General features: G+C 51.3%; 10 protein-coding genes, 1 tRNA gene and 2 pseudogenes. 5 read left to right on the top strand and 8 right to left on the bottom strand.

Going from position 1 to position 18,627, the window contains the following annotated elements; all coding sequences use genetic code 11:
* Nucleotides 1–102 precede the first annotated feature (102 nt).
* From CIL02_RS09310 to CIL02_RS09300, 3 genes are all read left to right on the top strand, one after another.
* Nucleotides 103–3,720, top strand: coding sequence for a family 43 glycosylhydrolase (locus tag CIL02_RS09310; protein WP_094401057.1), 3,618 nt, complete (start codon nucleotides 103–105; stop codon nucleotides 3,718–3,720).
* A 147-nt stretch (nucleotides 3,721–3,867) separates the two neighbouring features.
* Nucleotides 3,868–3,942: transfer RNA gene (locus CIL02_RS09305), tRNA-Arg, on the top strand.
* Between the two features lie 197 nt (nucleotides 3,943–4,139).
* Nucleotides 4,140–4,580, top strand: a complete 441-nt coding sequence (locus CIL02_RS09300; protein ID WP_094401059.1) for a PepSY-like domain-containing protein — start codon at nucleotides 4,140–4,142, stop codon at nucleotides 4,578–4,580.
* Between the two features lie 48 nt (nucleotides 4,581–4,628).
* On the opposite strand, the gene serB is transcribed toward CIL02_RS09300, so the two are convergent.
* From serB to CIL02_RS09260, 8 genes and pseudogenes are all read right to left on the bottom strand, one after another.
* On the bottom strand, nucleotides 4,629–5,873 hold the full coding sequence (serB, locus tag CIL02_RS09295) for a phosphoserine phosphatase SerB (RefSeq protein ID WP_094401061.1): 1,245 nt from the start codon (nucleotides 5,871–5,873) through the stop codon (nucleotides 4,629–4,631).
* A gap of 298 nt (nucleotides 5,874–6,171) precedes the next feature.
* Nucleotides 6,172–8,901: a hypothetical protein gene (locus CIL02_RS09290; RefSeq protein WP_141210188.1), complete on the bottom strand. Its 2,730-nt coding sequence runs from the start codon at nucleotides 8,899–8,901 to the stop codon at nucleotides 6,172–6,174.
* Between the two features lie 51 nt (nucleotides 8,902–8,952).
* Nucleotides 8,953–9,165 carry a response regulator transcription factor gene (locus CIL02_RS09285; protein WP_094401064.1) on the bottom strand — a complete coding sequence of 71 codons (213 nt, stop codon included), beginning with the start codon at nucleotides 9,163–9,165 and terminating at the stop codon, nucleotides 8,953–8,955.
* 141 nt (nucleotides 9,166–9,306) lie between these two features.
* A complete protein-coding gene (locus CIL02_RS09280) occupies nucleotides 9,307–9,924 on the bottom strand; it encodes a response regulator transcription factor (RefSeq protein ID WP_094401066.1) in 618 nt (205 codons plus the stop codon).
* A gap of 12 nt (nucleotides 9,925–9,936) precedes the next feature.
* Nucleotides 9,937–11,769: a tetratricopeptide repeat-containing sensor histidine kinase gene (locus CIL02_RS09275; protein WP_094401068.1), complete on the bottom strand. Its 1,833-nt coding sequence runs from the start codon at nucleotides 11,767–11,769 to the stop codon at nucleotides 9,937–9,939.
* A 27-nt stretch (nucleotides 11,770–11,796) separates the two neighbouring features.
* Entirely contained in the window at nucleotides 11,797–12,543 is a 747-nt protein-coding gene (locus CIL02_RS09270; protein ID WP_094401070.1) for an SDR family oxidoreductase, read from the bottom strand.
* Nucleotides 12,544–12,647: 104 nt separating this feature from the next.
* A pseudogene (locus CIL02_RS09265) lies at nucleotides 12,648–12,899 on the bottom strand (transposase); the annotation flags it as partial.
* Complete coding sequence (locus CIL02_RS09260) at nucleotides 12,892–13,545, bottom strand: NigD-like protein (protein WP_256387558.1); 654 nt, start codon at nucleotides 13,543–13,545, stop codon at nucleotides 12,892–12,894. The pseudogene CIL02_RS09265 and the gene CIL02_RS09260, both read right to left, overlap by 8 nt.
* A 460-nt stretch (nucleotides 13,546–14,005) precedes the next feature.
* Here CIL02_RS09260 and CIL02_RS16965 point away from each other — a divergent pair.
* Nucleotides 14,006–17,015 (top strand): annotated as a pseudogene (locus CIL02_RS16965) (SusC/RagA family TonB-linked outer membrane protein).
* A 21-nt stretch (nucleotides 17,016–17,036) separates the two neighbouring features.
* Nucleotides 17,037–18,623 carry a RagB/SusD family nutrient uptake outer membrane protein gene (locus CIL02_RS09250; RefSeq protein ID WP_094401074.1) on the top strand — a complete coding sequence of 529 codons (1,587 nt, stop codon included), beginning with the start codon at nucleotides 17,037–17,039 and terminating at the stop codon, nucleotides 18,621–18,623.
* The last annotated feature ends 4 nt before the right edge of the window (nucleotides 18,624–18,627 follow it).

The following is an 18,627-nucleotide window of genomic DNA, read 5'->3' as shown; positions in this document are numbered from 1 at the left end:
TCATGGTCTCAATCGTATATATTATTGTAAAAGGGCTGCAAGCCATACTTACAATCCACCAACAGGCATCATACAACACAACTGTAAAATAACAAAATAATCATGAAACGACTATTCTTACAAATTGCATCGTTCCTCGCCATAAGCACCGCGGCATCAGCGGCCGACAGCACCATGGTGAGGTTTGACTTCGCCTCGACTGCCGACCAGTCGGGAACCTACGAGACCACCCTCCAGCAGGGAGCGCAAATAATCGAGTATGCGGGACGAAACGTGCTGAGCCTCGGCAACAACGACGGCTACCTCGACTTCGGCACCAAGTTGGGCGAGCTGATAGGAAGCCTCGGAAAGTTCACCATAACAATGAACGTCTACATACCCGAGACTACCGACATCTCGGGCAACGGTAACTTCATCTGGTGCTTCGCCAACTCATCGTCAACCGGCTACATGTTCTTCAACGCCAAGGAGTCACGCTACGCCATCACCCAAACCAGCTATTCGGCCGAGCAGGGGTTCAGCATGGCCAAACCATTCGAGAAAGGACGATGGATGAACTTAGCGGTTGTACTGAGACAGAGGAGCACAGGCCAGTACTACTGCCAGATATTCCTCGACGGAAGCCTCAAGACGGCAAGCTCCATCAATTCGTCATTCGCCCTGTCACCAAAGGACATCGGCAATACCGTCATGAACTATCTTGGCAAGAGCTGCTACAACGGCGACGCATACCTCAAGGGCGCAATGTATGACGATGTGCGCATATACAACTACGACATAAGCGCAAGACAAATCCTGGACAGCATACGCAACGGAAACGCGGCAACCATACAAGCCCTCAACAGATATGCCGACTCCATCTCCATAGCTGAGAAGATAAAGGAGGCAAAGATAGACCTGGCCACTGAGAACCTGATAGCCGACATCGAGCTGCCCGATACATACGGCGACTTTGCCGACATAATATGGACAACATCCAACGCTAACGTCATAACAGACGAAGGACACATCACTCGCCCGGCATACGGAAAACCAGCTGCTACGGCAACCCTTACCGCAACCATCACGTCGAAGGCCACTGACTACCTGCCCGCAGGAGCCATCACGGAGACACGCACGTTCCAGGTAAGCGTGCTGCCCGACTTCTCCGATGCGGAGACCATAGCCTACGACCTCGAGCACCTTGTCATCGGCGGACACCCCAACAACCTCTACGACCAGCTCGTACTGCCTACCGTGGGCACACTCGGATCTGTCATAAAATGGACATCGTCAGACACGGAATGGCTCTCTAACACAGGCAAAGTCATCAGACAGCCGGAGGGACAGAAGAAGCAGGTAACCCTGACGGCAACCTTGCTCAGGGGTGAGGAACGTGTCACCAAGGAATTTCCCGTGACCATACACGAACGAGAGCCATACACCCACTATCTGTTTGTTTACTTCCCGTCAAACAGTAACGAGAACCTATACTACGCCATCTCGCAGGACGGCTACAACTACACACCACTCAACAACGGACAGCCATTCTTCACAGCCGAAGGCAATACCGTAATGGGAGGACTCCGCGACCCGCACATCCTGCGCGGAGAGGACGGGAAGTTCTACATGGCCGTTACGGACATGAAGTCGGCACTCGGATGGTCGAGCAACCGCGGACTCGTGCTTATGAAGTCTGACGACCTCATCAACTGGACATGCCACACCGTACACTTCCCGACAAAATACGCGGGCACCAATTTCGCCAACGTTACACGAGTATGGGCACCAGAGACTATCTACGACCACCAGGCAGGCAAGTACATGGTATACTTCTCGCTGCTCACCAACGACGGGACGATAGCCTACGACAAGGACTTCTATTGCTATGCCAACGACGACTTCTCCGACCTTGAGGGCATGCCTACATACCTCTATGACCGAGGCTCGGCAACCATCGACATGGATATCGTCTACAACGAGAGCGACTCGCTCTATCACGGCTTCTTCAAGAACGAGAGCCTCGGAGGTATATGCAAGGTGACGGCACGCACGCTGACAGCACCAGAGGGACAGCCGCTCGGATCGCAATGGTCCGCACCATCGCCAACCCTGCAGCAGACCAACGTGGCCGTTGAGGGTGCAGGAGTGTTCAAGTTCATCAATCAGGACAAGTGGTGTCTGATGTACGACTGCTACACAAGCGGTTATTACCAGTTCTGCTCATCGGACGACCTTACCAACTTCAACTGGGAGAAGAACACTACCACCTCAGGAGCATTCACCCCGCGCCACGGTACTGTGCTCCCCATCACAGCCGAAGAGGCCAAGGCGCTGCTCGAGGCTCTTCCCGTTGACGGGCTGACACCAACCATAACAGGAGCTGCCAATCCAAGCGTCAAGCAGGAGAACTTCTCCGTCAAATCCGACGGCACGATATTCATCCCGGTTGAGCGCGGAGCCGACGTCACAAGCCTCGACCCCATGTTCGTACCCTCGCCAGGTGCCATCATAACGCCACAGGGACCACAGGACTTCAGCAAGGGGCCGGTAGAGTATGCAGCCACTATGGGACATCAGACCAAGACCTACAGCGTGACCGTGGAGGAAAACGGAAACCCCATCATACCCGGATTTCATGCCGACCCCGAAGTACTGCTGTCACAGAAGACAGGCCGCTTCTACGTATACCCGACATCCGACGGATATAGCGGATGGGGAGGCTATACGTTCGACGTGTTCTCGTCACCCGACCTCGTACACTTCACCAACGAGGGCACTATCCTCAACCTCTCGGCAGGAGGCGACGCACCATGGGCAAGCGGCAACGCATGGGCACCATGTATAGAGGAGAAATGGATGGACGGCAAGTGGAAATACTATTTCTTCTTCAGCGCACACAACCCCACGCTGAACAAGAAAACTCTTGGCGTAGCAGTGGCAGAGAACCCCACAGGACCTTTCAAGGCATCAGCCAAACCGCTCTTCACCACCACGTCGGGCGGACAGATGATTGACTCCGACGTCTTCACCGACCCCGTGAGCGGACAGACATACCTATATTATGGCAACGGGCAACTTCACTACCGCCTGCTCTCCGACGACATGCTCTCTGTAGGTGCTACGGAATATACCATTACCCCAGAGGGAGGCACACTCAATGACTATGCCTTCCGCGAGGGAGTGTACGTGTTCTACCGCAACGGAAAGTACTATTTCCTCTGGAGCGTCGACGACACCGGCTCGCCAAATTATCACGTGGCCTACGGAACAAGCACCTCGCCAACTGGCCCCATCAGCGTGGCACAGCAGCCAATAGTAATAGCACAGGACCCTGACAACCAAATCTACGGCACAGCACACAACTCCATCGTCAACATCCCCGGTTCCGACGAGTGGTATATCGTTTACCACCGTATCAACAAGAAATACCTCAGCAACGGCCCCGGCTACCACCGCGAGGTCTGCGCCGACAAGCTCACGTTCAACGCCGACGGCACTATAGCACGCATTACCCCAACACGACGGGGTATAGACCCAGTGGACACATCGGAGCTTATCGACAGCACTACGTCCGTGAGAGGGATAACCGCACACGACGGCAAAGTGGCAAGAGTGAGATATTTCACACCAACGGGAGCGTCTGTCAACGGCAGCCAGCCCAAGACACCCGGCCTGTATATCCGACAGGAGATTATGGAAGACGGTAAGGCACGCAGCATGAAAATGCTCATGAAATAAACAACACTGAGCCTGGGGCAAGTAGGCGCACACGCACTTAGCCTCAGGCTCTGTTCATAAAGGTTAATCTCTGTTAACAGAAAACAAATAACACCTGCCCGCACTCGTTATTCCGAATAAAATGCTTAATTTTGCAGCCGCAAAAAAGGTTCCGTAGCTCAGTTGGATTAGAGCAACAGCCTTCTAAGCTGTGGGTCTTGGGTTCGAACCCCAACGGAATCACGTTGCTTTATCATAAATTGAAAAGGACTTCCTTTCCGGAGGTCCTTTTTTTGATGTCTGCATATTCACAAATATGTATAAAATGTTTTATTATCTTTGAAATCTTTTCGTAACACGAAATTATATTTGTACCTTTGCTATTGAAGTTTAGGCATTACGCCATATTATTTATCAAACTAAAAATACTTATAAACATTATGAAAAGACTATCTGTTTTATTATTTTGCCTGTTCGCCATGCTGGTGAACATTGCCTGTGCCGACAACAATAAGGTGATACAGGTGTCACAACTACCTAAGGATGCACAGAGTTTCATTACCACGAATCTCAGCTCGGCAAAGGTTGCGCTCGTGACATCAGAGACAGAAGGTGTGTCGAAATCATACAAAGTGATATTCGACAACGGCAACAGCGTCACCTTCAACAGCAAGGGACAATGGACTGACGTAGACTGCGAGGGCTCTGAGGTTCCCGTAGCTGTCGTACCCGCACAAATCATGAAATACGTAAAGGCCACCTATCCCAGCTGCCGTATTGAGGAAATAGAAAAAGACCGCAGGGGTTACGAGGTTAAACTTTCAAATAAGCTTGAACTCACGTTCGACAAGAAACTCAATATTGTGGATATAGACAAGTAATACAGAGCCTCACCCCTCTACAATTGAGAAAGGGGTGAGGCTATTTTTTCACAACTTCCCCTGTTCTCCGAGATAGCTGTCCTTAAAACCAAGGAAATAGAGGACGCCATCGAGTCCTATTGTGTTGATGCTCTGCTTAGCGTTGGCAACCACACGCGGCTTGGCATGGAAGGCAATGCCGAGTCCGGCCTCTCCGAGCATCTTCAGGTCGTTGGCGCCATCGCCCACGGCAATAGTCTGTGCGAGATGCACCCTTTCCACCTGTGCAATGAGCCTGAGCAGTTCCGCCTTTCTGTTGCCGTCGACAATCTCGCCTATGTATCGTCCCGTGAGCTTGCCGTCGTCTCCCACCTCCAATTCGTTGGCATACACATAGTCTATGCCGTACTTGCGTTGCAGGAACTCGCCAAAATAGGTAAATCCTCCGCTGAGTATAGCAATCTTATACCCGTATCTCTTCAGAACGGACATCAGCCTGTCCACACCCTCCGTGATAGGCATGGTGTTGGCGATATCCTCCATGACACTTGCGTCAAGTCCCTTCAGCAAAGCCACCCTGCGTGTGAAGCTCTCCTTGAAGTCTATCTCGCCCCGCATGGCGCTCTCCGTAATAGCCCTTACCTCAGCACCCACTCCGGCCCTTTCGGCAAGCTCGTCGATACATTCTGTCTGTATGAGCGTGGAATCCATATCGAAGCATATCAGTCGGCGCATGCGGCGGTACATGTCGTCTTTCTGGAACGAGAAGTCTATCTCCATCTCCGATGATATGTGCATAAGCTCCTTCTGCATAGCCTCGCGGTCCTCGGGTGTTCCTCGTAGCGAGAACTCTATACAGGCCCGCAGATTGCGCTCGGGGTGCATGATGCTCATACGTCCGGTGAGGCGGCGTATGGAGTCAATGTTCAGTCCCTGACGTGCAATAACCTTTGCCGCGGCCTCAATCTGCCGTGCTGACAGCGTCCGCCCGATAAGCGTAAGGATGTAGCGGTTCTTTCCCTGCAGGCTTACCCAGTTCTCGTATTCCTCATCGGGAACGGGCGAGAAGCCGATGTTGACACCCAGCTCCGTAGCCTTGAAGAGCAGTTCCTTCATGACCTGTCCTGATGCCTGCTCACTGATGCGGATAAGTATGCCGAGCGAGAGCGTGGAGTGGATGTCGGCCTGTCCGATGTCCAGTATCTTGGCATCCTTGCGCGCAAGTATCTCCATAACTGAGGCTGTAAGACCGGGACGGTCCTTGCCAGTAATTCTGATTAGTATCTGTTCCTCTTTATTGGTGTTGTTGTCCATGGGTGATGATTTTTTTGCAAAAGTACATCATTTTGCCTTATTGGGCAAATATATCTGTTGAAAGTTTCATTCATTCCGCTTTCTCGATTGACGGACCATGCGATGCCGACTAAATACCGCATCTACAAGAGCCAGGGCGTCGTAGGCATGAGTGGAAGTTCTACGCTCGTGCATACCACTGCGATACTATCGGACAGGAGGAGATGGTCTTGCACATAATGAATCCTCCTCGCACCGGGCACGAAGGCTGCGGGCACGAGGAGGTAGAAATGGAGAAAAAGATTTTGCAAACAAGGTGTTACCTTACGATTATCTTACTCCGGCTGTTGCCTGCGACAACAATGTAGATGCCAGGAGTAGACAACGTCGGCTGCTGGCCTTCGGCAACGAGGGTGCCGTCGGGAGCATATACGGAAAGCGTGCCTGCTGTGGCAACGAGAGTTCTGCCATTGAGACGGAAGGCTGCCTTGCCGGTGGCAGAGGCTGGATTGATGCCTACTATTTCTATCGGGCTGTAGATATAGTTTGTGGTAGAGCGTGAATACTGCACCAAGCCGTTTCCTGTCTCATCCATGTAGTCACAGTAATGGACACTGGTAAGGAGCTGCTCGCTGTTGTACTCATAGGAAAATTCCCTTTTGCTGGCATGATAACTTTTCTTCTCGCCTTCGGTCCCCACCGTTTCATAGTAACAGGTCTGAGACACGAGGTTGCGGTTGTTATCGCATGTCTCCACGATGATGTCGGTATATTTGTAGCTACTGCCGTATTTCGGATTGTTTTCGGTACGTGTGTAGGTTGATGTAAGCGTGTTGCCCTCAATAGCATAGGTAGTGTTATCGCCATACAGCAGGCTCCACGCATCGTTCAGCCATACGTATGTGTTATTATACATTCTATTCAGGCTATATTCATCATCGTCGTCCTCGGGGAAGAAATATTCGTCGTGACATTCGAGAGGGTCGGGAATAGGATTGACCGGGAAATAGGGCCTGTCGACTGCGAACTCCTCGCGCTTCTCTTTTCCAACCCATTTGCCGTCTTGCTTGTCATAGACTTCGTAGAGACTGTAGCCATCCGTACTCTTTCTTACCACCTTACTGGTCTCCACGATGTTGCCGTCGGCATCAAGCTCACGATAGATGGTGGTTACAGTGCCGTCGGGGGCCACGTTCTCGGAAGGATTAACGTTGGCACCGGAATAGACAAACTGTCCGGTTACGGTGTCATAATAATAATACACATGCTTGCCGTTGGCATAAATCTCATCCTTGTAGCCACTCATAGCGTCACCATAGATATTGTAATTGATATACCAGTCGGAGAGTGTGCCGTTGGCATCGATGCTTATGCCAGAGAATTGTGTCTTGTAGAGTTTGTCGTCGAGCAGCTCATATTCTGCTTCAGTATATCCGTTGTCAGTGTAGGTATAGAGCGTGCGTTCCGCAAGCTGGTTGTCGGCATTGTATTCATCGCTTCTGATGACCCGTCCCTTGTTGTCGAACTCAGCTTCGATGTGTCCAGCAGCGTCACCTATCTTTATCACTCCCGTGACAATAGTCCATGTGCCGTTCTTCAGTTCGTAGGTTGCGAGGTCACCCATTGTGGCAGAAGTCCTCTCGTCGTTGGCTACCACCTTCAGTTGGCGTGTCAGGTTGCCGTTCTTGTCGTAATAGGTATAGTAGAATGTCTCTGAATTATTATTTCCGTTCCACTCGTCTTGCTCCAATACATATCCTCCGTCTGCAAACTCATATACGTAGCCAACATTCTCACCGTTGCTGTCGTACATCCATGTCTCAACATCATAGTCAGGGTCGGAGCCTCCGTAATAATTGCAATATGTTTCTTTCATAAAACCCTGGGCTGTCCATTCCTTGCTGACAGATTTTTCAAGCGTCCATGACTGGGTGTCGGTATCGTATGAGTATTCCTTCTTATATCGGTTGCCGCTGCCAGGTATCAACGGTTCGTCGTAGTTGTTGGAATATTCTTCCTTGGTGGTGTACGTCCAGTTTTCGTAACCCCACGCAGTACCTATCTCCTGCGTTACTTTGGAGGTGTAGCCTGCCTGCGGGGCATTGTCGGTATAAAGGTATTTCACACCTTCCTGGCTGCTGAAGCTTCCGTCTTCATTGTATTCAGCAGCCCTGTACCAGCCTGCTTCTCTTCCGTCACTGGTAAAGTAGTATTCTTCGATGCTGGAGAGTTCGTCGTAGGCCTTTGTATCGTAGTTGTAGCTGTAGGTTTTGACGATGTATGTAGTCTCCTCAACAGTCAACTCAACGAAACTAGAATTATAATGATTCTCGTACTCCACGTAAGCCTGTAGCGGAGCGAACCACTTGCGGATAAGTATCTCTTCAACTCTTGTCGGTTCCCATGTGTCGTACTCGACATGCTTCACCAGCACGCCCTTAGGGTCGTGTGCATAGTCGTATTCTTTTTCTTCGGTGAGCACAAGGTTGTAGTTTTCTGTGTCATCGATACCCTCGTAGCATTTGATGGCGAGCACCCTGCCTTCGGCATCGAGGGTGCGCTCTTCCTTACTCTCTATTCGTGTCGATTCGTTCTCTACCCTGCTGACGGTCTTCTTCGTCCATCTGCCGCCAATGCCATACTCATAGTCATAGACCTCTTTGTAGGTGCCGTAGTCAACAGTCTGGAAATGCCCGTACTTGTCGTATGTCACCACGCCAGTCTGACGATTGGTGTAGACATCGGGATACAGGTTCTCGTAAACCTCTTCCCATCCGGTGAGCAAGGTTTTATTCACCATCTGCTCCGCCTTACGGGGTGCCGTGGTCTGCTGTCCTGGCTTGACAATCCTGATGTTGCAGCGATTGGGCATGGACTGACGCATCCTCAACGGTTTCTGCTTCGGCGCATGGAGCTGACGGCTATTGCCGTACATCTGTCTAATGCCGACGCCTGGCACAGGCATCTTGAGCCTGCGGTTACTCTGTTGTGCAGCAGCATCGATGATGCATAATGCGAACATCAAGGAAATGTAAAGTAGTCTTCTCATATAAAATAGAATTGGTTGGTAAATAATATCAAAGGACACTTTCTGGAAATACTAAAGAATACCCTGCCTATAGGCATTGCCTATAAGTTCGGCAATATTGCGCGACTCTGTCTTCTTGAGCAACTGCCTGCGGTGGAATTCTACTGTGTTAGGGGATATGAAGAGCTGTTCGGCGATAGCCTTGCTGTTATACCCTCTCGATAGCAGGTCGAGCACCTCAAGTTCACGCTCGGTGATGTTCTCCCATTTTGTATCTTTCTTCATTTAGACTGTTATATCTGTTATGCCCATCATGAAAGAGATGGTTACCTTACAAAGTTAGGGATAATAAGAAGATATAACAAATTATGATATATAAAAAGAAGATGCAGAAAGACAAAACTATTGTTTTCCGTAGGGGAGAACCTATGGTTTTGCGTAGTCCCATCCAAGCTCTTTTGCCCGCATCACCATCTCGGCCGCATTGGCAACGCCAAGCTTCAACATGATGCGGCGGCGATGGAACTCCACTGTATTGGCAGAGACCCCAAGCCGGCTGGCAGCAACTTTAGTAGACAAGCCGGCAGCCGTCATCTCCAGTACCTGCAGCTCACGGTCGCTAAGCCGTTCGGGCATGGTGTTTGCCACGGAGAGCATGGTACAGAAAGACGGACTGTAGAAACCTTTGCCTGAGGCAAGGGCTTTGACGGCCTTGACCAGTTCCTCTGGCGAGTCGCCCTTCATTACCACCGCATCAGGCTCGCAGTCGAGGATGTCGTGTACCGTCCAAGGCTCCTCGTGCATGGTATAGATGGCCACCCTTGCAGCGGGCTGCCGCTCATGCAGGTACTCAGCCAAGGCTAAGCCGCTGTCGCCACCAAGTTCCAGGTCGGCAATCATTATGTCAACCATGCTGCCATCAATAATCTCACGTGCCCTTGCCGCAGTTGTGGCTGAGGCAAAGGAAGTGTTTGGCAACGACGCCAGAAGGGTCCTCATTCCTTCCAGCACAATGGGATGGTCATCAACAAGAAGTATCGTCATATATATCAGATTTCATATCAGGGACGGAATTGTCCTGCCACGCATCTTAAAAGTCATTCTGACAACATACTCTCCATGTTCTGCAGACGTTGTCAGCTCTGCCCCTATGGTGTGTGCGCGCTTGCGCATCGTCTCAACACCAATGCCCGTTAGGGATTGCTTACCGGATGGTGCATCGGCTATTCTGTTGACAACAGAGACTGTGACCACACCGCAGTCACATGCGAGCGACACCTTGACTGAAGGTACGTCGCCACCATATCTGACAGCGTTGCCTACGGCTTCCTGGATGATACGGTAAGCCTCGTATGCCACCTGTTGGGGTAGGGCACGCCAGTCGCATGCCTCGTCGGCAGACAGTTCTATACTGCACCTGTCATCACTGGCTACCATCGCGACATACGACCTTACGGCATCAACAAGCGTGACATCAACAAACCGCGGAGGCATGAGGGCATGGGAAAGATGACGTGCGTCCTTCAGTATGTTCCCGAGAAGTTCTACACCCCGCTTGCTGTCTGTGGATAGCAACATAGTTGCAGCAAAGATGTCGTTGCAGACTCCGTCGTGCAGCTCACGGGCTATGCGCTCACGCTCGTTCTCCAGTCCCTGTATGTAGGTACGCCTCTCCTGCAATTCGGCCTTCTGAGCAGACATCTTCCTACGATAGAGCAGGATGCAGACCATGGCGACAAGGAGCATCACCATGGCTACAAGGCCGATTATCAGTTTGTCGGTCTCTGCCTTCTCACGCTTCATCTGCTCAAGAGCCACTTCCTTCTCCAGGGTCTTATATTTCATGCTGAACTCGCTCAGGCTCCTGTCTATGTCGCTCTGCTTGACAGAGTCGAGCATGGCATATGCCCCGCACATAAGGTCGAAGGCTTCTGCCTTGCGTCCCATGGCAGCCAGACATCTCGCCTTCTCGCTCATCAGCCTCTCCGCAGGCATCAGGTGGCTGGTTGCTGAAAGGCTGTCGAGCAAGGACAGCTGATCCTTGTACCGGCCTTCCTTGCCGAGCATATAGGCCTTGATCTCCAGTATTCCGAGTGTGCCTGCACTAAGAGAGCTGATGTCACGGATGGCCTTTTCTGCATATGGCATGAACTGTCGCAAGGCGTTCACATCGTCAAGCACGGCATACGATTTGAGCATGACGGAGAGATACTTCAACGTCAAAGGATTGTAGTCTTCTCTGATGACATCATTCCATAGCGGCAACATCACATCGAGAGCCTTTCTGTATTGCTTCTGCCTGAGATATACGCCACCGATGTTTGCCCTTGCCGACAGTCGCTCTATGGTGTCGTTGGTGGCAACAGCCGCTTGCTCTGCCTTACGGGCATACTCGAGAGCCTCAGCGAAATGGTTGTACTCACTATACAACACCGAGATGCAGTTGTTGAGGTATATCTCATATTCTGCATTGTGTTCTCTAACAGCCATCTCTAACCCCTTCTTGTATTCACAGACAGCAGAGTCGAGCTTTCCCTCACGCCGGTAAGCGATGCCCAACGTGCCATGCAGGTTCATTATGGCCTCGGTGTCACCAATCTTATCGGCAAGGCGCAATGCCTCAGTACCCGTTCTGACAGCATCTGCCGTGCGCCCCATGTCTTGAAGGGCAACAGCCTTCTCACACATAAGCCAGCAACGGGTGGTGTCTGCGCCTCCTATGGCAAGCGCACTGTCAGCAAGCAGCAGGGCCGTCTGCTTATCGCCGCTGGAATTATAGTTCCAAACCTCTTCGAGCAAAGCGTATGCTTTGTCTGCTCCAGTATTCCTTTTCTCCCCGCCGCAAGAAATCAATAGTGCGAGGAAGAGGATGAGAAATATCCGTATCATGTATGTGTCTTTATGTTTTTCAAAACATCACCTTACTTTCATTCTCACCCATAGGCAACGGGGAATGAGTTGCCAGAAGAAGACGAGAAGACGATAAAGCCAATTGACTGTTATCACGGAGCGTTTGCGCTCTACCGCTCTGACTATGCAGGCAGCCACCTCTGCGGCATCGAGCTGCATGGGGAAACGGCTGCCTTCTATCAGGGGTGTCTTGACAAAGCCGGGCCTGATGTCCGTGATGTGTATGTTGCGTATGCCCTTGATGGCGGTCAGCTGGCAGAGGCTCTCAAGATAATGACTTGTGAAGCGTTTCGATGCGGAATAGGCGGGTGCGGCACCAAGCCCTTTTGTACGTGCTATTGAGCTTATTACAGCTATTTGGCCATCTGTCTCAGGATGCGTCTCGAAATATCTGAAAGCCTCTCCCACCAACCGGGCCATACCGAGACAGTTGGTGCTTATGGTGCTAAGTTCCCGCTCCGCATCGAGCTGCGTATTCTGATATCCTATTCCCGAGCTGTGGAAATAGAGGCTTATGCCGCCCATCTTGTCAATAAGTCTGCGCAGAGACTCCGCGGCATGCGGAGCCGTGACATCTATCACCTCATAGGCCACTATACCATCCGTTTTTGCGGTCATGGCAGCCAGTATGCTCTCTCTTCTGCCTGCCACGGCCACTCTCCATCCATGCTGAGCCAGCACCTTGGCCACCTCGTAGCCTATGCCAGAGGTGGCGCCCATGACTATTGCCGACTTGTTGTTTCCCAAATCCATCTGTCAAAAGTTTCTGTCGTGGCAAAGATACACATTTTTTCGTGTTCCTGCAAAAGAAACTATGATACATCTTATTATAATACCGTGAGTTCGACGAATATACTTTAGAATAAAGTAAGCTGTCTGTCATTTGAAATATCAACGGTCTGTACTCGTATGGATGGTTTCTTTGGGAAGTAGCAGTATGCAGCTATACCTCCCAGAAGGTTGACTACAAAATTGTCAAAACTTCTATGTCTGGAATGCTCAACTTGAGCAATGTTCTTCAGTTCGTCATTCACTGTCTCTATTATAGCCCTCTTCCTGAGAAGCAGTTTGTCGGATACGGACATCAATGCTCCCTTCATGTTAGTCCTTCCGGGGGATATACTTGAAGGCGACGGTCTTGAGTTTGCCACTATAGGATTCGTACTGCAAGGTGATGGTGATGAGTTCATCGCTCTCGTTGAAGGCCTCGGGCAGACGGAACCCCACGAGTCCGTCGGCAACAATCTTGCCCTCGTCGCCCATGTTGTCGTGATAGAGCTGCAGCAGATAGGGCCGGTTGGCATCCGTACGATGGACGAGATTGATGGTATGGGCTTTTTTCAGGTCTCCCCAATAGCCGCGAAAGCGGAGGTTTATATAGCCGTCTTCGGCCACGGTCTCCCAGCTGTTCACCACCTCGATAGGCTCGTCGCCATAGGTTTCTTTGTTGGCCTCTTCTCCCAGATCTCGGGCCACAGGCTTGGTGAGGATGCTGTCCATCCAAAGCACCTTCACACGGGTCAGCTCTCCCTCAGTCTGCTGCCCATCAGCAGCCGTGAAGCCAATGAGGGCTCGCTTCTCTTTGGTGCCGAAGGGTGAGGTGACCATGTTGGAGGCCATGATCTGTACGGAGTCGTTGAGCTGCATCACGAAGGAGCTGTTGTCTGCATTGGGTTTCACGGTCACCACTGCATAGGTGGTGGGTACATAGTCATCGTTGTCGTCATCGCACGACTGGAGTGAGAAACTGGTCATCGCCAGAAGGGCGACAGTCATCAGTGCAAAAATCTTTTTCATTGTTCGTTGTTCTGATTAAAATAATTTGGTTTCACCCTTACAAACAACAAAGATAGCAAATCTTGCACATACAACCCGTTAAAAAAAGAAAAAACATATCACAAACTGCCTTTTCATGCCTCGCCCACCCATTTATTCATACCAGCCCATCGTATGACAACATTTTCTTATTATTCATACGAAAAAACTGGCAACGAAAGACGGATATACGAATTTTTACCCCATTGATACGAATTTTGCACCTCTTCTTCTCACAAAAAAGCACTATTTTTGCATCGTCAAACTTGACACTAACTAATTATATCAATAACTAACCTAATTTAGAGGACGAAAAATGAAAGAATTCTATCAACTACGAACAAAGCAGATTGTGCTTTCGTCGTTCGCCGCTTCTCTGATGGGATGGACTTGTCCAGTAATGGCTAATGCTGCCTATGCGGATGGCATAACCATGACCCAACAGAATGGTATTGTGAAGGGTGTCGTGAAAGATGCCAAAGGAGAACCAATCATTGGCGCCACCATCAAAGTGAAAAACGCTACTAACGCAACCGTGACCGACCTCAACGGCAACTTCACGCTCAGCAACGTCAGCCACGGCACATTACTCATTTCCTATGTGGGCTACCTTAATAAAGAGGTGGAATTCCGTAGCGGACAAACACTCAACATCACACTGGCCGAAGATACCAAAGCACTGGAAGAGGTGGTGGTGGTAGGTTACGGCACACAGAAGAAAGCCAACCTCACCGGATCGGTGGCTGCCGTCAACTTCAACGACGTGGCTAATATTCCGGTAGCCAATACATCGACCATGCTCCAAGGGCGGTTACCTGGCGTTGTATTGCAGACCAATGGTGCTCAGGCCGGACATGACGACCCGGAAATCCGTGTGCGTGGTGTAGGCACTCTCGGAAGCGGCTCGAAAAACAACCCGATGGTGCTCATCGATGGTATCGAGAGTAGTATCTCACAGATGTCGGAACTTGCCGCCGATGATATCGAGAGTGTATCCGTACTGAAGGATGCCGCATCGGCTGCCATCTATGGTGTGCGTGCTGCCAATGGTGTCATCCTGGTCACTACCAAGCGTGGAGCTGACCAGAAACCCTCCATCACTTATTCCGGAAGCGTCGCCATCCAAGAAGCTACCGTTCTGCCCGACTTCGTCAACTCATACGAGTGGGCCAAGATGTACAACGAATGCCAACCCGGCAAGGCTTATACTGACGACATGCTGCAGATAATCAAGGACGGCAGCGACCCTGACCATTTTGCCAACACCAACTGGGCCAAAGAGATGTTCCGCACTGCCATCATGCACCAGCATCATCTCTCGGTGAGTGGTGGCAATCAGACTACCCGATACATGATTTCCGCCCAGTTTATGGACCAAGACGGCATCCTGAAGAATACCGGAAACAGACGATATAACTTCCGCTCCAACATCGATACCAAACTGGGAATCGTGAAACTTGGACTGAATCTTGCCGGCAGCCGACAGGATGTGGAAGAGCCCGTAACCAGCGTCACTGGCGAAGGTCTGATGCGCTACCTCACCTGGTTCACACGCCCCACAGTACCCGTGACTTATGCCAACGGATATTACGGATGCGTGGACGGAAACAGCAATATCGGTGCCTCGGTGTTCAAAAACCCCATTGAGGATTTGAATTACGGACGCAAGACCAACCAGCACCACCGCTTCGATGGCAAGGTGTTTGCAGAGGTGGACATCATCAAGGGACTTACCTTCCGCAGTAGCCTTGCCTACAAGTATTATAATAATGAGGTGTCGACCTACAGCCCCCGCTCTGCTGCCAAATATAACGCTGAAGGCGAGATTCTTAACCCCGCAGGCACACAACACCCTCGCAGACTACAGTTGGATCGAGAAGAGTTACATCAACGAGAATATCCTCACCTATAACAACAAGTGGGGCGAGCACAATCTGAGCGTACTCGTTGGTCACTCTATCCAGGAAAACAGATGGGACATGACAAATATCAGCAAACAAGGTTTCCCAACTGACAATATTTACGAAATGGACGGCGGATCGCAAAACGACCAAGTGTCTGGTTCGGCTGAGGAGACCCGCCTACAGTCCTTCTTCGGACGCATCAACTACAACTATGGAGACCGCTATATGGCTGAGTTCAACATCCGTCGTGACGGCAGTTCCCGTCTGCCCAGCTCAAACCGTTATGCCACCTTCCCCTCCTTCTCGGCAGCATGGATCATCTCCAATGAGGCCTTTATGCAGAACATCAAGTGGCTCAGTTCCCTGAAACTGCGCGGCAGTTGGGGTAAGTTGGGAAACCAGGAAATAGGCAACTATGCATACACCGAAACACTCTCTGCACAAGGTAGTTACTTCTTTGGTGACAACAAGTATATCGGAATGAAAACATCAAAGATTGCCAACGGGAACATCAAGTGGGAGACAACTACCATCACCGACTTCGGATTTGATGCCTCCTTCTGGGGCGGACGTATCTCTGTGGTGTTCGACTGGTATAACAAGGAGACCAGCGACATCCTCCTGCAACTGCCCATGCCCAGCATCTTCCTCGGATCACTTGCCGCTCCTTACCAGAATGCAGGCAAGGTGAGAAACCGCGGTTGGGAACTGGCCGGCAACTACCAAGACCGACAGGGCGACTGGCAATGGCAGGCCGGATTCTCGCTGGCTGGTGTGAGCAACAAGATTATAGACATGAACGGACAGGAGAGCATCAGCGGATCGACCATCAACAGGGAAGGCTATGCCATCGGCTCCTACTATGCCCTGAAAGCTATAGGCCTCTACCGCACGGAGGACGACCTGAAACGCACCAACTCAGAGGGGAAGATCATCACACAGAACGGACAGGCTCCCGTACTCGGCGACATCATGTATGAGGACTTCAACGATGACGGCAACATCAACGACGAAGACCGCCAGATTATCGGTAACCCCTTCCCAAAACTGCAATATTCATTCACCCTCGGCGCTTCTTGGAAAGACTTCGACCTGACCACTTTCTGGCAGGGTGTATCTGGACTTGACCGCTTCAACTGGGATGAGACCACCATCTCTAACGGTGGTAACAAGACCAGCCGCTGGCTCGACCGCTACTCGGCAACCAACACCAATGCCTCTATGCCCCGCATGGGTGGCGAATATAACAATACCTACTCTTCATTCTGGCTCACCTCGGGAGACTACCTGCGTCTGAAGAGTCTGGAACTGGGCTACACCTTCCGCAACAATGCCACACTGGCCAAAATCGGCGTTCAGAGCCTGCGACTCTATCTGGCAGGATCTAACCTGCTCACCTTCACCTCACTCGATGATTACGACCCAGAGAAGAGCGGGACAGACACCCGAAACGATGTTCACCCGAACATCCGTTCCTACTCATTCGGTATCAATGTCAAATTCTAACTATTAACATCTTATACGATTATGAAACTATCCAACAAATATATCGGTATATTTCTCCTGTCAGGAGCCATGACCATGAGCAGTTGCTCCGACAGTTGGCTTCAGGAAGATTCACTCACAGAATCGTCTTCCGCTACATTCTGGCAGACTGCTGATGACGCCATGATGGGACTCGTGGCCTGCTATGACGGTCTGCAGACTGAACAACTCTACAACGGCGGACCTTGGAACATGGGTCCCATCAACTTCGACTGCATGTCGGACAATGGCGGACACTTTAACTGGAGCGGCTGGATGGAAGGCTATGACATCGCCAACGGTACCCACAACGCCTCATCGTGGGCGGTAGGCTCTTTCTGGAGCGACAACTACGAAGTCATCAAACGCTGCAACCTGCTGATCGCCAACATCGACCGCGTAAACATGAGCGATGCCATGAGAGCCCAATACAAAGCCGAGGCACTCACACTCAGAGCGCTCATGTACATCAATCTCACCATGACCTACAACGACGTACCTTATATCACCGAACCGCTCACTCTCGACAAGGCAGAGATGGGCAGCACCAAACGAGCCGACATCGTGGCCAGCGAGATGGAACTGCTGAAAGGATGTGTCAACGATCTGCCAGTCAAGGCTGACCTCGGCCGCGTCACCCGCGGAGCCTGTTATGCCGTGCTCGGACGAATGGCTCTTTACAATGAGAAATGGGACGAGGCCATCGCTGCCTACAAAGCCATTCTTGAACTGGGCTACTCGCTCGAAGGCGACTATGCCCGGCTGTTTACCCAGGCTGGACAGACCTCACCTGAGATTGTTTTCTCCGTTCGTTTTGAAGGTCCGGGACTAAGCGAGGGTGCCTGTTTCAACGCTCATTGGAACACTCCTCTGGAGGCCATGAACGGTACGCTCAATTTGGCCGATGAATACTATAACCTCGATGGATCCAAACCTGCCGACAAGAACTATGGCGTAATGAACGACGGAAAACTCGACCTCTGGCAGCCCAATGCCGACCACTGGACGGGTCGCGATCCTCGTCTCTATGCCACCCTCTTCGTACCAGGCATGACCTGGAACGGCAAAGGAGGTTCCACTGCCTGGTATGGCGGAGCCGCCGCCTCGATGTCGACGGTCTATGTGATGAAATACTTCGACCCCTCTGATACCGGCAACTCCTGGGATAATGGTCAGGACTTCTACGTAGTGCGCTATGCCGAGGTGCTGCTGTCACTCGCTGAGGCTCTTGTAGAGAAGGGCGGATATACAGAGAGCGAAGTGCTCGGGCTGGTCGACATGGTGCGTACGCGTGCCGGCATGCCTCGTGTAGAGGATGTGGAGGGAAGCGGTCTCTCCCAGTCCAGCCTGATGGACATCATCCGGCATGAACGTCGCGTGGAACTCGCCTTCGAGGGTCTGCGTCTGTTCGACCTCTACCGCTGGCGCATTCTCGACAAGGCCGTACAAGCCATTGAAAACGAACGCACCACCTATGGTCTGGCCTACGAGAAACGTATCTTCAACGGTGAGCGCGACTATGTATGGCCTATCCCGCTGGGCGAGCTTGACAGCAACAAGAAATTGGAGCAGAACGCACTTTGGAAATAAGCGA

It is taken from the genome of Prevotella sp. P3-122 (genome assembly GCF_002251365.1).
In the GTDB taxonomy this organism is placed as follows: domain Bacteria; phylum Bacteroidota; class Bacteroidia; order Bacteroidales; family Bacteroidaceae; genus Prevotella.
Note: the sequence above shows the minus strand (reverse complement) of the source record. Positions and strands in the feature narration are given on the sequence as shown.

What these genes read in the sequence shown, in the direction of transcription:
- CIL02_RS09250 (WP_094401074.1), top strand. Translation starts at nt 17,037, where the DNA reads ATGAAACTATCCAACAAATATATCGGTATATTTCTCCTGTCAGGAGCC.
- CIL02_RS09310 (WP_094401057.1), top strand. Translation starts at nt 103, where the DNA reads ATGAAACGACTATTCTTACAAATTGCATCGTTCCTCGCCATAAGCACC.
- CIL02_RS09275 (WP_094401068.1), bottom strand. Translation starts at nt 11,769, where the DNA reads ATGATACGGATATTTCTCATCCTCTTCCTCGCACTATTGATTTCTTGC.
- CIL02_RS09270 (WP_094401070.1), bottom strand. Translation starts at nt 12,543, where the DNA reads ATGGATTTGGGAAACAACAAGTCGGCAATAGTCATGGGCGCCACCTCT.
- CIL02_RS09285 (WP_094401064.1), bottom strand. Translation starts at nt 9,165, where the DNA reads ATGAAGAAAGATACAAAATGGGAGAACATCACCGAGCGTGAACTTGAG.
- CIL02_RS09300 (WP_094401059.1), top strand. Translation starts at nt 4,140, where the DNA reads ATGAAAAGACTATCTGTTTTATTATTTTGCCTGTTCGCCATGCTGGTG.
- CIL02_RS09290 (WP_141210188.1), bottom strand. Translation starts at nt 8,901, where the DNA reads ATGAGAAGACTACTTTACATTTCCTTGATGTTCGCATTATGCATCATC.
- serB (WP_094401061.1), bottom strand. Translation starts at nt 5,873, where the DNA reads ATGGACAACAACACCAATAAAGAGGAACAGATACTAATCAGAATTACT.
- CIL02_RS09260 (WP_256387558.1), bottom strand. Translation starts at nt 13,545, where the DNA reads ATGACCAGTTTCTCACTCCAGTCGTGCGATGACGACAACGATGACTAT.
- CIL02_RS09280 (WP_094401066.1), bottom strand. Translation starts at nt 9,924, where the DNA reads ATGACGATACTTCTTGTTGATGACCATCCCATTGTGCTGGAAGGAATG.